The sequence below is a fragment of the Streptomyces sp. NPDC052040 genome, assembly GCF_044548405.1.
Classification (GTDB): domain Bacteria; phylum Actinomycetota; class Actinomycetes; order Streptomycetales; family Streptomycetaceae; genus Streptomyces.
This window is the reverse complement of sequence record NZ_JBIUBV010000005.1, coordinates 33,988-50,577: the sequence shown is the minus strand read 5'-3', so window position 1 is coordinate 50,577 and position 16,590 is coordinate 33,988. Positions and strand designations below refer to the sequence as shown.

Below are 16,590 nucleotides of genomic sequence, written 5' to 3'. Positions count from 1 at the left end.
GGGGGAGCCGCCCGTCGCGGGGACGGGCGGCCCGGGGGCTACGAGGTCGGGCTCGCGGAGGGCTTCGCGGGCTTGGACCCCTTCTTCAGGAAGCCCATGTCCTCATAGACCGGCGTCTGGAAGCCGAAGGCTCCGGCGTTGGCCAGGTCGGACCGGGTCACGGTCAGCTCGGGGCGCTGGTAGAGCGGGATGGAGCCCGCGGCGGCCCAGATGTGGGCGTCGGCCTTGTGCAGCAGGTCCCGCTCCTCGTCCTGGTCCAGGGTGGCGATGGCCTGGTCGAAGAGCTGGTCCACCTGGTCGGTGCCGACCCGGGTGTAGTTCTGGTCGACGCTCAGCGAGCCGTCCGAGGCCGGGACCGGCTTGGCGAAGATCGGCCGGGCGTCGGTGGCCGGGAAGGCGGTGGCCGGCCAGGAGTACAGGGCCAGGTCGTAGTCGCCGGAGGCGATGTGGTCCCGGAAGAACTCGTTGTCCGGGACCTTGGTGATCTGCGCCTGGATCCCGATCGTGCCCAGCATCCGCACGATGCGGTCCCCGACGGTCTGGAGCGAACGGGAGCCCGGGCCCGAGGGCAGCACGAACTTCAGCCGGAGCGGCTTGCCGCTCTTGGCCAGCATCCCGTCCGGGACGGCGGCCGGAGCGGCCGTGCCCTTGGGCGCGTAGGCCCCCGGCGGGGGTCCGCCCTGCTGGCCGGGCTCCCGCAGGGCCGCTCCGGGCTTGTCGTCCTGCCCCTTCTCGCTCTTGGAGCCGGCCGCCTTCTTGCCGCCCTTGACCTCCCAGCCCGCCTCGGCCAGCAGCTTCTGCGCCTCCTTGGCGTCCTGGCTGCCGAGGGCGCCGCTGCCGTCGGTGTAGGCGTCCTGTCCGGCGAGCGCGAGATGGCTGCCGACCGGGACCGCGGGCAGCCCGAGCGGCTTGAGGACGAGTCCGGCCAGCTGGGTACGGTCCAGGGCGCGGGCCACGGCCCGGCGCACCCGCTCGTCGGTGAGCGGGCCCCGGGAACCGTTCAGGGCGAGCTGGGTGTAGGCGGGCTCCAGGGATCTGCGGATCACGAAGCCGTTCAGGGTCTGCTGGGTGCGCGGGCCCGCGGCGCCCGCGGAGGCGCTGTCGCTCGCCTCGGGGTCCGCCGAGGCACTCTCGCTCTCCGCCGGGGTCGCCGTGGCGCCGTCGCTGGGGGACGCGCCGTCGCTCGGCGACGCGCCGAGGGAGGATCCCTGGAGGGGGGTGGTGCCCTTGTCCCGGGAGGCGAGCGTGATGCGCTGGGCCTCTTCCGGGTCGACCTCCGCCATGTCGAGCTTTCCCTCGGCGAGCGCGGTGGCCCGCTGGTCGCGCGGCACGGACACCAGGTCGATCTGCGAGAGCTTGGCGGGCCTGCCCCACCAGCGCGGGTTGCGGGTGAGGGTGACGGTGCCGTTCTTGCGGTCCACCGACTGGACGGCGAACGGGCCCGCGGTGGTCTTCAGCCCCTGGCGCGCCGCGTCGTTGAAGCCGTCCGGGGTGCCCATGACGTCCTTCGGGTACAGCGGCGAGAACAGCGACTTCCAGTCGGCGTAGGGCTTGGCGAAGGTGACCTTGACCTCGAGGTTGTTCTTGCCCCGCTCGATCTTGGCGATGCGGTCGTAGCCCGCGTTGCGGGCGGTCCAGTAGGCGTTGTTCTTCCCGGAGAGGGCGCGCCACTGGGCGGCGAAGTCGTCGGCGCCGATCTCCCGGCCGTCGCTCCAGACGGCCTGCTGGTTGAGGTGGTAGACGACGACCTGCTTGGGCTCGGTCGAGACGACCTTGGCGGACTCCAGATAAGCGGGGTCCGCCTGCGGCCGCCCGTTGGCGTCGAGCCGGAACATCGTGGGCAGGACCGCGCCCGCGATCCGGCTGGTGGCGGCGTCGGCGTCGGCCTGGAAGGTGTTCAGGGTCCCGGGCACGTCGTCGACCGCCCAGCGCAGGGTGCCGCCGTCGCCGACGACATTGCGGCCGGCCGGGGCGATGTCCTGCCCGGCGGCGGGTGTGCTCGTCTTCTTGTCGTCGGAGCTGCAGGCGGCGAGCGCGGTCACCGCGAGGGCCCCCGCGGTGAGGAAGGCGGCCGAGCGCAGCACCGCGCTCCGGCCGACGCCGTCGTGGGACATACGTCCACCTCCGGGGAGCCGCTTCACAGATGAGCGGGCGTTATGATCAGGTTTGGTGGTATTTGGAGCTGATCAGATCTTTGGGCCCACTGAAAAGGAAAGGGTTCTGCGGAATGCGGCGACACGGCGACAGCACCCGGGAACCCCACCCGATCGGCCCAACGGCGGCCCCGTTCCCCGGCATCGGGCTCCACCGGCCGCCCGGCGGCGGACGGGAGGCTCGAATGCGATCCGCACGCCCCCGTGTGCGTCGGCCAATCGCTGCACATCCCTTCACACCGGCTGCTGTGACGCGCAACACTCACTGGCGCATGAACGTCGCCACCTCGGGCCCCCGGGCCCCGGAAGTGAGGTCACGTCATGTCCGTGCACGACGAACTGGCGTCCGTTCAGCGGTGCCTCGACGACCTGTACCGGTCCGTGGGCCGCCTGGAGCGGCAGCTGGGCGTCGGCGGCCTGGAGATACGCCGGGTCCGCACCGACGCCGAACATCTGCGCGAGAGCGTGGCGCTGCTGCGTGCGGCGGCGGCCGCCCCCGGCGCGGTCCGGCGCACCGAGCTGGTGGCGATCTCCGACGCCCCCTACGACAGCACCCTGTGGACGGACTCGGACGACGAGGGCCTCGGCGGCCGGGACCGGCACGCACCCTGACCCCGGCCCGCCCCGGAGGCCGACGGACCCACGAGAGAGGTGCGCTTTCTTGACCACTGGAACGGAACCCCCCGACACCGCACCCCGGACCCCCGGCCGCGGGGTGCGCTCCGGCGCCCGCGCCGCCATCGCCGTACCGCATCTGCGCACCGACCGCTGGTGGCTGGCGCCCGCCGCCACCGCCGCCGGACTGCTGGCCTTCGTCGTGTACTCGACCTGGCGGGCCTTCTCCGACGCGCACTACTACGCGGCGCCCTACGTCTCGCCGTTCTACTCGCCCTGCCTGGCGGAACGCTGCCGGACCATGCACGCGGGCCCCAACGCCGACCTCTTCGGCAGCTGGTGGGCCATCTCCCCGGCGATCATCATCCTGATCTTCCCGCTCGGCTTCCGCCTGACCTGCTACTACTACCGCAAGGCCTACTACCGGGGCTTCTGGCTGTCGCCCCCGGCCTGCGCGGTCCCGGAGCCGCACCGGAAGTACACCGGCGAGAGCCGCTTCCCGCTGATCCTCCAGAACGTCCACCGGTACTTCTTCTACGCGGCCCTGCTGGTGGCGGGCGTCCTCACCTACGACACCGTGCTCGCCTTCCGCGACACCCACTACCGCTGGGGGCACATGGGGCTCGGCACCCTGGTGTTCCTGGTGAACATCGTGCTGATCTGGGCGTACACCCTGTCCTGCCACTCCTGCCGGCACATCGTCGGCGGCAGGCTCAAGCACTTCTCCCGGCATCCCGTGCGCTACCGGATGTGGGGCCTGGTCAGCAGGCTGAACGCCCGGCACATGCTGCTGGCCTGGGCCTCCCTGATCAGCGTGGCGCTCGCCGACTTCTATGTGTACCTGGTGGCGTCCGGCGCCTTCGACGATCCGCGCTTCTTCTAGTGAGTGGGGCTCTGTGATGTCCGTGGTCGACCGGCAGGAGTGGGACGTGGTCGTGGTCGGGGCCGGCGGGGCGGGCCTGCGGGCCGCCGTCGAGGCCCGCGAGCGCGGCGCCCGTACGGCCGTGATCTGCAAGTCGCTGTTCGGCAAGGCCCACACCGTCATGGCGGAGGGCGGCATCGCGGCGGCGATGGGCAACGCCAACCCGCACGACAGCTGGCAGGTGCACTTCCGCGACACCCTGCGCGGCGGGAAGTTCCTCAACCAGTGGCGGATGGCCGAGTTGCACGCGTCCGAGGCCCCCGACCGGGTCTGGGAACTGGAGACGTGGGGCGCCCTCTTCGACCGTACGAAGGACGGCCGCATCTCCCAGCGCAACTTCGGCGGCCATGAGTACCCGCGCCTCGCCCACGTCGGCGACCGCACAGGACTGGAGCTGATCCGCACCCTCCAGCAGAAGGTCGTCGCACTCCAGCAGGAGGACGAGCGGGAGACCGGCGACCCGGAGTCCCGGCTGAAGGTCTTCCAGGAGTGCACGGTCACCCGGATCCTCAAGACCGGGGAGCGGGTGTCGGGGGTCTTCGCCTACGAGCGCGAGACCGGCCGTTTCTTCGTCCTCCAGGCGCCCGCCGTGGTGATCGCCACGGGCGGCATCGGCAAGTCCTTCAAGGTGACGTCGAACTCCTGGGAGTACACGGGCGACGGGCACGCGCTGGCCCTGCTGGCCGGGGCGCCGCTGCTCAACATGGAGTTCGTGCAGTTCCATCCGACGGGCATGGTCTGGCCGCCCTCGGTGAAGGGCATCCTCGTCACCGAGTCGGTGCGCGGCGACGGCGGGGTGCTGCGGAACTCCGAGGGCGCGCGGTTCATGTTCGACTACATCCCGGACGTCTTCAAGGAGAAGTACGCGCAGACCGAGGACGAGGCCGACCGCTGGTACGAGGACCCGGACGCCAACCGGCGCCCGCCCGAGCTGCTCCCCCGCGACGAGGTGGCACGCGCGATCAACGCCGAGGTGAAGGCGGGCCGCGGCTCCCCGCACGGCGGGGTCTTCCTCGATGTGTCCACCCGGATGCCCGCCGAGGTCGTCCGGCGGCGGCTGCCGTCGATGTACCACCAGTTCAAGGAGCTGGCAGACGTCGACATCACCGCCGAGCCGATGGAGGTCGGGCCGACCTGCCACTACGTCATGGGCGGTATCGCGGTCGACTCGGACACCGCGGCGGCCCGCGGGGTCCCCGGTCTCTACGCGGCCGGGGAGGTGGCCGGTGGCATGCACGGCTCCAACCGGCTCGGCGGCAACTCCCTCTCCGACCTGCTGGTCTTCGGGCGGCGCGCCGGACTGCACGCGGCCGGGTACGCGGCCGGGGCGGGGCGGCTCCCGGTGGACGACGCCCAGGTGGCCGCGGCCGCGGCGGAGGCGCTGCGGCCCTTCTCGGCGGAGGGGCCCGCGGCCGCCGGGGAGGACGGGCCGCCGGAGAATCCGTACACCCTGCACCAGGAGCTCCAGCAGACCATGAACGACCTCGTCGGGATCATCCGCCGGGAGGCGGAGATGCGGCAGGCCCTGGAGAAGCTGGCCGAGCTGCGGGTGCGGGCGCGCCGGGCGGGCGTCGAGGGGCACCGCCAGTTCAACCCCGGCTGGCACCTCGCCCTGGATCTGCGGAACATGCTGCTGGTGAGCGAGTGCGTGGCGCGGGCCGCGCTGGAGCGCACCGAGTCCCGCGGCGGCCACACCCGGGAGGACTACCCGGCGATGGACCGCGCCTGGCGCCGGATCAATCTGCTGTGCCGGCCGGCCGCTCCCGTGGACGACGCGGCCGCCGCGGACCCGGCGCGCGACCGGATCACCCTGTCCCGCGAGACCACCGACCCCATCCGCCCCGACCTGCTCGCCCTCTTCGAGAAGGAGGAGCTGGTCAAGTACCTGGCCGAAGAGGAGCTGTACGAATGAGCGGCTACGAGGCCCGTTTCAAGGTGTGGCGGGGCGACCGGCAGGGCGGGGGACTTGAGGACTTCACCGTGGAGGTCCATGAGGGCGAGGTGGTGCTGGACATCGTCCACCGCCTCCAGGCCACCCAGGCGCCCGACCTGGCCGTGCGCTGGAACTGCAAGGCGGGCAAGTGCGGTTCGTGCTCGGCGGAGATCAACGGGCGGCCCCGGCTGATGTGCATGACCCGGATGTCGGTGTTCGAGCGGGACGAGACGATCACGGTGACCCCGCTGCGCGCCTTCCCGGTGGTCCGCGACCTGGTGACGGACGTGACCTTCAACTACCGCAAGGCGCGCGAGATCCCCGCCTTCGTGCCGCCGTCCGGCCTCGCCCCCGGCGAGTACCGCATGATGCAGGAGGACGTGGACCGCCCGCAGGAGTTCCGCAAGTGCATCGAGTGCTTCCTGTGCCAGGACACCTGCCATGTGGTCCGCGACCACGAGGAGAACAAGCCGGTGTTCGCCGGGCCCCGCTTTCTGATGCGGGTGGCGGAGCTGGACATGCACCCCCTGGACGCGGCGGCGGACGCGGGCCTGGACCGCAGGCGCACGGCCCAGGACGAACACGGCCTCGGCTACTGCAACATCACCAAGTGCTGCACGGAGGTGTGCCCCGAGGGCATCAGGATCACGGACAACGCGCTGATCCCGCTGAAGGAGCGGGCGGTCGACCGCAAGTACGACCCGCTGGTGTGGCTGGGGTCGAAGATCAGGAGGCGTCCGGCCGAGGGGTGACCACCCGCCCCCGGCCGCACGGGATCACGGCCCCGGCCGTCCCGCCGCACGGCCGGGCCGCTGCCCCCAAGTACCGGCCGCACTCCACTCGCGGTACCGCGGCTTCGGCCATACGCTCCGGAATGTGACGCCGCCCCACCGTCGAGACCGGGTGCGCCGGGCCGCCGCGGGCCGAGCCGTGCGGCGGGTCTCCGTCGCGTGCGGGGCGGTGCTGGTGGTGCTGGCCGCGGCGGGGGCGGCCCGCCGGGATCCGGCCGTCACCACCGATCTGGCGCTGCCGCTGGCCGCCGCGGTCGCCGCGGTGGCGGTGGCGCTGCACACCCGGGCGCGGCGCAGACGGCGTACGCGAACCCGCACCACGCCCGGCGGCCGCGCGCCCGCCGCCGTACCGCAGGACGGCCGCGAGGAACCGGCACCCCCCGGGAGGACCGCCACACCACCCGCCCCCGAGAGGACCGCCCCGCCACCCGCGCCCGGGCAGGACTCCCCGCCGCCGGGAGCCGTCTAGAACAGGCTCAGCAGGGCCTCCGCCGGGTCGACGAGGCCGTTCTCGCCGTCCGGGAGCGGGAGTTCGAACCAGACCGTCTTGCCGCGCGGGGTGCGCCGCGAGCCCCAGGCCGCGGAGAGCAGCCCGACCAGCTGGAGTCCCCGGCCTCCCTCGTCCGTGTCGCGGGCGCGTCGGCGGCGCGGCTGCACCAGACCCGCGTCCCACACCTCGCACACCAGCGTCCGGTCGAGCAGCAGCCGCAGCCGGATGTCCCCCTCGCCGTACCGCAGGGCGTTGGTGACCAGCTCGCTGACCAGCAGCTCCGTGGTGTCCACCAGGGGCTCCAGGTCCCAGGCGAGCAGCTGGGCGCGGGCGTACTCGCGGGCGCGGCCCACGCTGCGCGGCTCCCGCGGCAGCGTCCAGTCCCCGACGCTGTCGGCGGGCAGCCCCTGGACCCGCGCCATCAGCAGCGCGATGTCGTCCTCGCCGTGGTGGGTGTCCAGGGTGTTGAGGACGTGGTCGCAGACCTCTTCCAGGGGCTGGGCGGGGTCGGTGAGCGCGCCGACGAAGGCCTGGAGGCCCTCGTCCAGCGGATGGTCCCGGGACTCGACCAGGCCGTCCGTGTAGAGGGCGAGCAGGGCACCCTCGGGCAGTTCGACCTCCACCTCCTCGAACGGTTCGCCGCCCACGCCGAGCGGCATCCCGGGCGGCACGTCCAGCATCCGCGCGGACCGCCCCGGCTCCACCAGCACCGGCGGCAGATGGCCCGCATTGGCGAAGGTGCAGCGGCGGGTGACCGAGTCGTAGACCGCGTAGACACAGGTCGCGAGGTACACCTCGGACAGGTCGGCCTCGCGCGGGCGGCGGGCGGCGCGGGTGGCCTGCTGGACGCCGCCGGGGGCGCCGAGGCCGCGGGCGATCTCGTCGAGCTGGGAGAGGACTTCGGCCGGTTCGAGGTCGAGCTGCGCCAAGGTGCGTACGGCCGTGCGCAGTTCACCCATGGCGACGGCGGCGCGCAGGCCACGGCCCATGACGTCGCCGACGACCAGGGCCGTGCGGTGGCCGGGGAGTTCTATGACGTCGAACCAGTCGCCGCCGACCTCGCTGGGGCGTCCGGTGGCCGCGTTGCCCGGCAGATAGCGGCAGGCGATGTCCAGGCCGGAGGCCTCCGGGTCGCCGGGCGGCAGCAGGGACCGTTGCAGTATCAGCGCGCGCTCGTGCTCGCGGCGGTACAGCCGGGCGTTGTCGATGCAGACGGCGGCGCGTGCGGCGAGTTCGACGGCCAGCGCCCGGTCGCGTTCGCCGAAGGGTTCGCTGCCCTTCGTACGGGAGAACTTGGCGAGGCCGACGACGGTGTCGTGCGCGACCATCGGCACGGCCAGGGTGGACTGGATCAGGCCACCGTCCTCGGCGGGGACGGTCCGGGGGCGGGCGGCGCGCAGGGCGTCCGCACAGGGCGAGTTGAAGGGGTAGTGGTGGACGGCGCCGACGGCGACGGGTTCCGTCCCGCCCGCGAAGGGCGCGTCCGACACGGCGCTGGAGTACGCCACCCGGCGCAGCTCGGCGCTGCCGTCGGCGAGGCCCGGCGGTGTCTCGTCGCCCGCCAGGAGCCCCTGGTAGAGGTCGACGGTGGCCAGGTCGCAGAAGCCGGGCACGACCACGTCGAGGAGTTCCCGGGCGGTGGTCTCCAGGTCGAGGGAGTTGCCTATGCGGGCGCCCGCCTCGTTCAGCAGGGCGAGGTTGCGCCGGGCGGCGGCGGCCTCACGGGCGGCGGCGCGCCGGGCGGTGACGTCGATGCCGAGCCAGGCGACCCCGATGGGGCGTCCGCTGCCGCTGTGCACGCGGTAGAGGTTGACGGACCAGTGCCTGCGCTCCTCGGAGCCCGGGACGAAGCCCGAGACATGCATGTCCGTGATCGAGTCGCCGGTCCGCAGGACGCGCCGCAGGGTGGCGGTCATGCGCTCGGCCTCCGGCGACGGCAGATAGTCGTGGACGGTGCGGCCGCGGTGCTCGTCGGGGGCGCCGCCGCCGAAGGTGGAGGCGAACCGCTCGTTGGCGCGGCGCACCCGCAGCTCGGAGTCGATCAGCAGGAAGCCGAACGGAGATTGACCGAAAATCGCCTGCGAGGCGGCGAGGTCCGTTTCGATGCTGCGGAGCGTGCGGACGTCGACGATGATGCACACCGCGGCCCGGTCGCCGTCCTCCGTCACGGTCGGCATCACATAGACCTCGGCGAGGCCCTCGGTGCGCTCCGCACCCGCCGACCGGAAGGGGATGACGCCGGTCCACTCCCGGCCGTCGAGGATCTCGGCCATCTTGCGCTGGCCGCGTTCGCGCAGTTCGGGGGCGACGAACGCCTCGATGGGGTCCATCCCGACGGCCCGTTCACGGGCGACGCCGAAGAGCTGTTCGGCCCGCAGGCTCCACTGGTCGACATGCCCGTCCGGCCCGATGGAGAACGAGGCGACCCTTATGTAGTCGTAGATGGAGCCGGGCGGACTGCTCTGCCAGAGGGTGCCGCCCGGGGCGTCCTGCGGTTCGACGGCCGCCGTGTGCGTCACCGCAGCCCTGTCCCTAGCGCCGCCCGACGGGTCCTCGGACTCCGTGGCCTTCGCTGGTATCTCGCTCACGCGAACCGTCCCCTCCAGCTCACCGCGCCCGGCACCGGTCACCGGGGGCGGCTGCCCGCAGTATCCAGCACTACGGTGCCGCACAGTACGGTGTTCACGATCACAGCACGGTCCCGATGCTTTTAGGACCGGCCGGGCCATACTCCCAGTCTTCTAACCAGGTGACGCCCGGTCGAACCCCCCTTCCGCCCGCCCGCGGTCAGCCGGGCACCGCCAGCTCGAACCAGACGGTCTTTCCGGTGTCCGCCGGGCGGGTCCCCCAGCGCCGCGAGGAGTGCGCGACCAGTTGGAGACCGCGGCCGTCCTCGGCGTCGCAGTCGGGGGTGCGCTCGCGGGGCGGGTCGGGAAGGGTGTCGGAGACTTCGACGAGCAGCCCGGGCGCGGAGCCGTCGGAGCGGACGAGGCGGACGCCGATGGGGCCCGTGGCATGGCGCAGCGAATTGGTCACCAGCTCGCTGACCAGCAGCGCGGCGATGTCGCCGACCTCGTCGAGCCCCCAGGCGCGCAGCTGGCCCCGGACAACCGCACGAGCGGACCGCACCGCCCCGGGGTCCGCGTGGAACGTCCATTCGGCGCTTGTGCCATCGGTGTCGAGCACGCCGATCACTTCCCGGGCCAGATGCTCGTCATGTCCGGTTTCGGGCACCAAGGGGCCCATACCCGGTATCAGGGGCGCTTACCGCCGACCGGGGCGCGGGGTGGCGCGGGAGAAATTTTTACCGGCTCCATACCGTGAGAACGGCCTTGACGGCGGCCACGTCCTGGTCGAGCCAGTCGACGTCCCAGATCTCATCGGCGGTCAGCCAGCGCAGCCGGTCGTGGTCCTCCAGCGGCTCGGGGCGGCCGGCCAGCAGGCGCGCGGTCCAGACGTGCAGGACGTATCCGGGTTTCAGCGGCCACTCCCCCGGCACGCGCTCGACCGGTTCCGCGGTCACCCCGAGTTCCTCGCGCAGCTCGCGTGCCAGGGCCTGCTCGGGGGTCTCACCGGGCTCGACCTTGCCGCCGGGCAGCTCCCAACGACCGGCCAGTTCCGGGGGCGCACTACGGCGCGCGGCCAGCAGGCGGTCGCCGTCCAGCAGGGCGGCGCCGACCACCAGGATCGGTTGCGTCATGCGCCGGAGCCTACGGGAGCCCGCGGTGGATCACACTCCGCGTCGCTCGGTCCGCCTGCCGCTGCCCGGGCCGACGCGCTCGACCCAGTAGAGCTGGCGGTGTCCGCGGGCGTCGAGGCTGTCAACGATCTTCTGGGCCTCGGCGCGGGTGGCGTACCTCCCCACGCTGTAGCGATTGCCGTTGTCGTCCTGCCGTACGACAAGCCAGGGAAGAGTGACCGTGCTGTCGTTCATCGCGTGCCTCCACTTCCCGCCCCGGCTTCCGCCGCGCCCCGCCCACCAAGGAAACCGCACTGCGCATATGCCCGAGCCTACGCCTCACCTTCACTCAGCGAATACGCCTTTTCACAAAGAGGTACGCAACCAGCCATGCCAAAGGGGGCGTACGCCGTCTTGTGCGCTGTCACACGCGCCCCGCGCGCATGCGGAACAGCCCGAAGCTCCCGCCGGGCACGGCGGGGCGGCCGCGAGGAATCGACCGGATCGCACCCGCCGCACAAGCGGGCACGGCCCAGGCGGGCCCGCTCAACCACCCTTCCGGGTAAGCGACTTGAGCGCCGCGCCCATATCACCGACCCCGGGCGGTACTCCGCCACTTCACCGCCGGGCGGTACACGGCTTCCCCCACCGGACGGCGGCCACCACACCGGCGGCGGGTCGCACGCCAGTACCCCACCACCCGGCAGTGCCCCACCACCCGGCAGCACGCCGCCACCCGGCAGTACGCCGCCACTTCACCGCTGGGCGGAGCCCTGCCCCTTCACCGCCAGGTGGCGCACAGCTACTTCATCGCCGGGTGGCGCCCCCACTCCTTCACCACCCGGCAGCGCACCGCTACTTCACCGCTGGGCGGCACCCCGCCGCTTCACCACCTGGCGGCACGTCACCGCTTCACCACCCGGCGGCACGCCGCCCCTTCACCCCCGGGCGGAGCCCGCTACTTCACCGGCAGGTGGTACGCCACCCGGTAGCGGTCCGCCGGGACCACCACGTCCGCCGTCTCCACCGGGCGGCCCGAGGCGTAGTACGTCCGCTGGATGACCACCACCACATGGCCGGGGACACCGCCCAGCTTCAGCAGTTCCTCCGCGAGGCCGGGGCGGGCGCCGACCTCCTCCGTGACGTTGTCCACGATCACGTCGATGGCGGCCATGCGCTCGACGACGCCCATACCGCCGAGCGGTCCCTCCTCGGGGAGCATCACGGGGGTGCGGCCGGTCAGCGCCAGGGGCTCCCAGGAGGTGGAGAGCATGACCACCTCGCCCATCTCCCGGAAGGCGTACGTCGTGCGCATCACCCGGTCACCGGGCTGGATGCCGAGACGATCGGCGACGGTGCCGCTCGCCTCCGTCTGCTCGCTGCGCGACTCCCAGGTCCCGCGCACGGAGGAGTCCGCCTGCTCCTGACGGAAGGGCGTGGCACCGCCCGACGGACGGAACCCCGAGCGGGCCACCCGGCGCGGCACCGGCCGCTCCCGGACATACGTGCCCGACCCGGAGCGGCCCTCCACGAGCCCCTCGGCCATCAGGACCTTGCGGGCCTCCAGGGCGACCGTGTCCGAGACGCCGTACTCCTCGCGGATACGGGCCTGGGAGGGCAGGCGGGTGTGCGGCGGGAGCAGCCCGTCGACGATCTTCTTACGGAGATCACCCGCGACACGCAGATACGCCGGCTGCTCACCGAAAGTCACTGGCCACTCCCATCAGCTTGTACAGACAGCAACAGCGTCGCAACCGTGGGTTGTGCCACGCAAGTAGTGGCCAGAGAATCACTCGATGTGATGACTTGCGTCCTTCAACAGTTTTAGCAGGCACTTCCTGCCCGGCAGGACAGCCGTCACACCTGGCGTCCGCCCCCCGAGGCGTCAGCGGAGCCTTGCCCCTCCCCCTTTTCCGGCGCCGGAGGGGTGGTAGCCAGACCCAGAGCCTCGCGCGCGGTGACCGCTGCCCGGCCCTCCAGCAGCGCGCCGCCCCGGGCGCAGTGGTCGTAGAAGCTGTCGGCATCGGCGGCGGTGGCCGCACCGTTCCACTCGTCCCGGGCCCGGTCCAGGGCCTCGGCCTGACCGGCGACCGGCCCCCGGAGCCCCTGGGGCCAGGAGTGGCCGCGCAGCCGTCGGCTCTGGTCGTCCAGCGCCGTGGACACCCGGAGCGCCCATGCGCGGTACCTCGGCAGATCGTCCTGGGCGTAGACGTCGTCGGGGACGGCGTCCAGCGCCTCGTAGAGGGCGGCGTCCCCGCGCAGATAGGCGAGTTGGTCGCCGGTCAGGGTGGTGGAGTCGCTGCGCAGCGTGCCGGTGAGGGTGCCCTTCTTGTCGGTGTTGCCGAACAGGCAGGTGACCCGGCGGTCGCCGAGCCGCCAGCTGCCCCGGGTGGGGGTGAAGTAGTAGACGTCCACATCGGCGGGGACCGCCCAGGCGTCCATGGCGTAGGTGGCCCGGAGCGCGTAGCACCGGTCACCGGCGGCCCGAGTCACCGCCTCCTCCCCGGGGAAGCGGCCCTGCGGGAGCGTGAAGTCCGCGAAGACCTCGGCCTGGTGGGCCCCGGAGCAGGGCACCTTGTCGATGTTGTACGCCTCCCCCTCCAGGGAGCCGCCCGGCGCATTGAAGCACTCGCCCTTGCGCACGGTGAACACCGCGCCGTCATCGTGCGCCCCGCTCTTGATGCCCTCCCAGGCGTGGTGCGCGCTCCCGCTGGAGAGGGCGGCCAGGAACAGGGCGAGTCCGATCAAGGAGAGCACGATGCCGCCGACCGCGAACACCTCGCCGCGTTCCCCGCGCCGCCGGATCTGCGCCAGCGCGATCAGACCGAGGACCAGCCCGACCCCGGGCAGGAAGCAGAGGAAACCGAGCACGAGCGCGGCGATGGCGAGCCCGTTGACCGGAGCCGGGCGGTTGTACGGGGAGTACCCCTGCCCCCAGGGCTGGTACGGCGGCGCGGACCCGGGGGATCCATGGGGCCCCCGGGCGAGATCCTGCGGGTACGGTCCCCCGGGCTGCTGGGGCCCGGGGGGCGGGGGTATGGCCACGGAATTACCGCTCCTTGTGCACGATGCGCAGAACTTGTGTACGAAGCGCATCGTAGGGGCGGGAACGGCGGTTCAGAACTGGAGCGACCAGGAGTCGATCTTCCCGGTGTCGAACATCGCGTAGTCGCCGACCCTCAGCCGCCAGGTGCCGTTCGCCGTCCGGGCGGAGGCGTTCACGGTGTAGGTGGTGTCGATGTTGTGCGTACTGCCGCCGCCGCCCAGGGGCTTGAGGAAATAGGCCGCACCGTCCGGCGCGATCAGCAGGACCTGGAGGTCGCCGATGTAGGTGTGCTGGATGTGCACCTCGACGCCCAGGGCCGAGGGTGCCTTGCCGGGCACTCCGGACACGGTGATCGGCGACTCCACGGTGGAGAAGTCGTTGATCGGGTAGTCCGTGCCGTTGGTGAACCGGGGCCGGGGCGGGACCGGGACGGAGGTGCCCCCGCCGACGTCGAGCAGCCGGTTGGGCGAGCCGGTTCCCGGCGAGGAGACGACACCGGGGGTCGCGGCACCCGTCAGCGCGGACGCGACCTGTGCGGGCGTGGCCGTCGGATGGTCCGCCAGATAGAGGGCCGCCGCCCCGGTCACATGCGGCGTCGCCATCGATGTGCCGGACAGGGTCGCGGTGGCCGTGTCACTGGTGTTCCACGTGGACTGGATCGAGGAGCCCGGCGCGAAGAGGTCGACCGAGGGGCCGTAGTTGGAGTAGCTCGCGCGCGCGTCGCCCGGCGCGGTGGCGCCCACGGTGATCGCCTCGCCGACCCGGGCGGGCGAGTAGCCGGAGGCGTCGTCGTTGCTGTTGCCCGCGGCGACGGCGAAGGTGACGCCCCCGGCGATGGTGTTGCGGACGGCGGCGTCGAGGGCGCTGTCGGCGGGGCCGCCGAGCGACATGTTGACCACGGAGGGGCCGCTGTGGTGCTGGGCCACCCAGTCGACACCCGCGACGACCTGGTCGGTGGTGCCGTAGCCCGAGTTGTCGAGCACCCGGACCGCGACGATCTTCGCCTTCTTGGCCACGCCGTACGCGCCGCCGGCGACCGTACCCGCGACATGGGTGCCGTGGCCGTTGCCGTCCTGGGCGACGTTGTCGTCGTCGACGGCGTCGTAGCCGTAGGAGGCGCGGCCGCCGAAGTCGCTGTGGGTGATGCGGACACCGGTGTCGACGATGTACGCGGTGACGCCCTGGCCCGCCGAGTCGGGGTAGGTGTACCGGCCGTCGAGGGGCAGGTTCCGCTGGTCGATGCGGTCCAGGCCCCAGGAGGGCGGGTTGGTCTGAGTGGCGGTCATGTGGAAGACGCGGCTCTGGACGACGGAGGCGACCGCCGGGTCGGCGGCCAGCCGTCTGGCGGCGGACGCGGTGGTGTGGATCGCGTAGCCGTTGAGCGCCTTGACGTAGGTGTGCCCGATGATGCAGCCGTACTTCCGGGCGAGGGCCCTGCCGTCCTCGGAGTCGGCCCGCTGGCCGTCCTTGAGGACCACGATGTAGCTGCCCGGAACGGTGTCCGCGGCCCCCGCGTAGCGGACCGTGCCCTGGGGAGCGGGCGCCGCGTGACCGGGGGCGGCGGAGACGAGGCCGACGAGCAGGGCCGCCGTCCCGATCCCGGCCAGTCTTCGCCGAACCTGCCGCATCGCTGGCATCCGAGAGTCCTCTCCTCGTCCGTGGAACGCTGCTGACGCCTCGGGGGTGGTACGGGTGCGTGAGGCGTACGACGGTGCGGGCGCGACCAGTACGCACCCAACACGGGCACCAGCTGGCGATCCTGACATACCGTTACCAAACGGACAACTAACCTGGCCGCATGACACTGCTGCCGGACTCTTTCTGCCCGGCGGACGGCACCCGCGTGACCGCGGCGTCGCTCGCCTGGTGCTGCCCCGTCTGCCGGGGGCCGCTGGACCTGGACTTCGCGCCGACCCCCGCCCCGCTCAAGTCACTGACCGGACGGGTGAATTCGCTGTGGCGCTACGCGGAGACCCTGCCGCTGAGCTCGCCGACGGTCAGCCTCGGCGAGGGACGCACCCCGCTCGTGGACCTGAGGGACGGCATCTGCGCCAAGCTCGACTTCATGATGCCGACGCTGTCCTTCAAGGACCGCGGGGCGGTGCTGCTGGCCGAACTGGCGCTGCGGCTCGGCCCCCGGCAGGTCGTCGCCGACAGCAGCGGCAACGCGGGCGCCTCGGCCGCCGCGTACTGCGCCCGGGCCGGTCTGCCGTGCACGGTCTACGTTCCGGAGGGCGCCGCCCCACGGAAGCTGGAGCAGATCGAGGCGTACGGGGCCCGGCTGCGGACGGTCGGCGGCGGCCGCGAGGAGGCGGCACTGGCGGCGCGCGAGGCCGCCGGTGAGAGCGGGGTGTTCTACGCCTCGCACGCCTACAACCCGTACTTCCTGCACGGCACCAAGACCTGGGTGCACGAGCTGTGGGAGGACTTCGGGGGGCGGCTCCCGGATGTGCTCGTGCTGCCCGTCGGCAACGGCACCCTGCTGCTGGGCGCCGCCCTGGCCGTCGCCGAGCTGTTCGGGGCGGGCCTGATCGACCGCAGGCCCGCGCTCTACGCGGTGCAGGCGGCGGCCTGCGCGCCCCTGGCGGCCGCCTGGGAGGAGGGCGCCGAGGACCTGCCCGGGGACGCCGCCCCCGCGGGCCCCACGCTCGCCGGGGCCATCGCGGTCCCCCGCCCGCCGCGGGCGCGCCGCATCCTGCGCGCGGTACGCGACTCCGGCGGCCGCTTCCTGACCGTGCCGGAGGACCGGATCCGGGACGCCCGGCTGGACCTGGCGTCCCGGGGCCTGTACGTCGAACCGGCGGCGGCGGTCGGCTGGGCGGCGGCCCGGGAGGGCCTCCTCGAATCGCTCCCCCCGTCCCGCCTCCGCGCCAACGGGGCGATCCCCCCGGTGGTGGTACCGCTGTGCGGCGCGGGGCTCAAGGAGGGAGGGGTGTCGTAGAGAGGTGTCCTGGAGAGGTG

Annotated in this window: 15 protein-coding genes; 7 read left to right on the top strand and 8 right to left on the bottom strand. The window is 72.7% G+C overall.

Annotated elements, in window-relative coordinates:
- Positions 1-38: 38 nt before the first annotated feature.
- The gene (locus ACIHAA_RS12945) at positions 39-2,114 is read right to left on the bottom strand and encodes an ABC transporter family substrate-binding protein (protein WP_399816228.1); all 2,076 of its coding nucleotides are present in this window, start codon (positions 2,112-2,114) and stop codon (positions 39-41) included.
- Positions 2,115-2,474: 360 nt separating this feature from the next.
- Between ACIHAA_RS12945 and ACIHAA_RS12940 the strand changes: the two genes are divergently transcribed.
- The 5 genes from ACIHAA_RS12940 to ACIHAA_RS12920 all read left to right on the top strand — a co-directional run bounded on the left by ACIHAA_RS12940 (position 2,475) and on the right by ACIHAA_RS12920 (position 6,883).
- Complete coding sequence (locus tag ACIHAA_RS12940; RefSeq protein ID WP_399816226.1) at positions 2,475-2,765, top strand: hypothetical protein; 291 nt, start codon at positions 2,475-2,477, stop codon at positions 2,763-2,765.
- A gap of 49 nt (positions 2,766-2,814) precedes the next feature.
- Positions 2,815-3,651, top strand: a complete 837-nt coding sequence (locus ACIHAA_RS12935; protein ID WP_399816224.1) for a hypothetical protein — start codon at positions 2,815-2,817, stop codon at positions 3,649-3,651.
- Positions 3,652-3,667: 16 nt separating this feature from the next.
- A complete protein-coding gene (locus tag ACIHAA_RS12930) occupies positions 3,668-5,602 on the top strand; it encodes a fumarate reductase/succinate dehydrogenase flavoprotein subunit (RefSeq protein ID WP_399816222.1) in 1,935 nt (644 codons plus the stop codon).
- Complete coding sequence (locus ACIHAA_RS12925; protein ID WP_399816220.1) at positions 5,599-6,375, top strand: succinate dehydrogenase/fumarate reductase iron-sulfur subunit; 777 nt, start codon at positions 5,599-5,601, stop codon at positions 6,373-6,375. The genes ACIHAA_RS12930 and ACIHAA_RS12925 overlap by 4 nt, the downstream gene beginning before the upstream one ends.
- Before the next feature lie 124 nt (positions 6,376-6,499).
- On the top strand, positions 6,500-6,883 hold the full coding sequence (locus ACIHAA_RS12920) for a hypothetical protein (protein WP_399816218.1): 384 nt from the start codon (positions 6,500-6,502) through the stop codon (positions 6,881-6,883).
- Here ACIHAA_RS12920 and ACIHAA_RS12915 read toward each other — a convergent pair.
- The 4 genes from ACIHAA_RS12915 to ACIHAA_RS12900 all read right to left on the bottom strand — a co-directional run bounded on the left by ACIHAA_RS12915 (position 6,880) and on the right by ACIHAA_RS12900 (position 10,838).
- Positions 6,880-9,492, bottom strand: a complete 2,613-nt coding sequence (locus tag ACIHAA_RS12915; protein ID WP_399816216.1) for a SpoIIE family protein phosphatase — start codon at positions 9,490-9,492, stop codon at positions 6,880-6,882. The two genes, ACIHAA_RS12920 and ACIHAA_RS12915, sit on opposite strands and share 4 nt — an antisense overlap.
- Positions 9,493-9,691: 199 nt before the next feature.
- Entirely contained in the window at positions 9,692-10,099 is a 408-nt protein-coding gene (locus ACIHAA_RS12910) for an ATP-binding protein (RefSeq protein ID WP_399816765.1), read from the bottom strand.
- Between the two features lie 109 nt (positions 10,100-10,208).
- Positions 10,209-10,604, bottom strand: a complete 396-nt coding sequence (locus ACIHAA_RS12905; RefSeq protein ID WP_399816214.1) for a (deoxy)nucleoside triphosphate pyrophosphohydrolase — start codon at positions 10,602-10,604, stop codon at positions 10,209-10,211.
- A gap of 30 nt (positions 10,605-10,634) precedes the next feature.
- Positions 10,635-10,838 (bottom strand): SPOR domain-containing protein, encoded by a 204-nt coding sequence (locus ACIHAA_RS12900; protein ID WP_399816213.1) that lies wholly within the window; start codon positions 10,836-10,838, stop codon positions 10,635-10,637.
- A 536-nt stretch (positions 10,839-11,374) separates the two neighbouring features.
- On the opposite strand from ACIHAA_RS12900, the gene ACIHAA_RS12895 reads away from it, so the two are divergent.
- Positions 11,375-11,575 (top strand): hypothetical protein, encoded by a 201-nt coding sequence (locus tag ACIHAA_RS12895; RefSeq protein WP_399816211.1) that lies wholly within the window; start codon positions 11,375-11,377, stop codon positions 11,573-11,575.
- On the opposite strand, the gene ACIHAA_RS12890 is transcribed toward ACIHAA_RS12895, so the two are convergent.
- The 3 genes from ACIHAA_RS12890 to ACIHAA_RS12880 form a co-directional block, all read right to left on the bottom strand.
- Positions 11,542-12,294 (bottom strand): GntR family transcriptional regulator, encoded by a 753-nt coding sequence (locus ACIHAA_RS12890; protein WP_399816210.1) that lies wholly within the window; start codon positions 12,292-12,294, stop codon positions 11,542-11,544. The genes ACIHAA_RS12895 and ACIHAA_RS12890 overlap by 34 nt on opposite strands.
- A gap of 146 nt (positions 12,295-12,440) precedes the next feature.
- Complete coding sequence (locus ACIHAA_RS12885) at positions 12,441-13,628, bottom strand: DUF4190 domain-containing protein (protein WP_399816208.1); 1,188 nt, start codon at positions 13,626-13,628, stop codon at positions 12,441-12,443.
- Positions 13,629-13,700: 72 nt separating this feature from the next.
- On the bottom strand, positions 13,701-15,266 hold the full coding sequence (locus ACIHAA_RS12880; protein ID WP_399816206.1) for a S8 family peptidase: 1,566 nt from the start codon (positions 15,264-15,266) through the stop codon (positions 13,701-13,703).
- A 161-nt stretch (positions 15,267-15,427) separates the two neighbouring features.
- Here ACIHAA_RS12880 and ACIHAA_RS12875 point away from each other — a divergent pair, with 161 nt between their 5' ends.
- On the top strand, positions 15,428-16,570 hold the full coding sequence (locus ACIHAA_RS12875) for a pyridoxal-phosphate dependent enzyme (RefSeq protein WP_399816204.1): 1,143 nt from the start codon (positions 15,428-15,430) through the stop codon (positions 16,568-16,570).
- Positions 16,571-16,590: the final 20 nt, after the last annotated feature.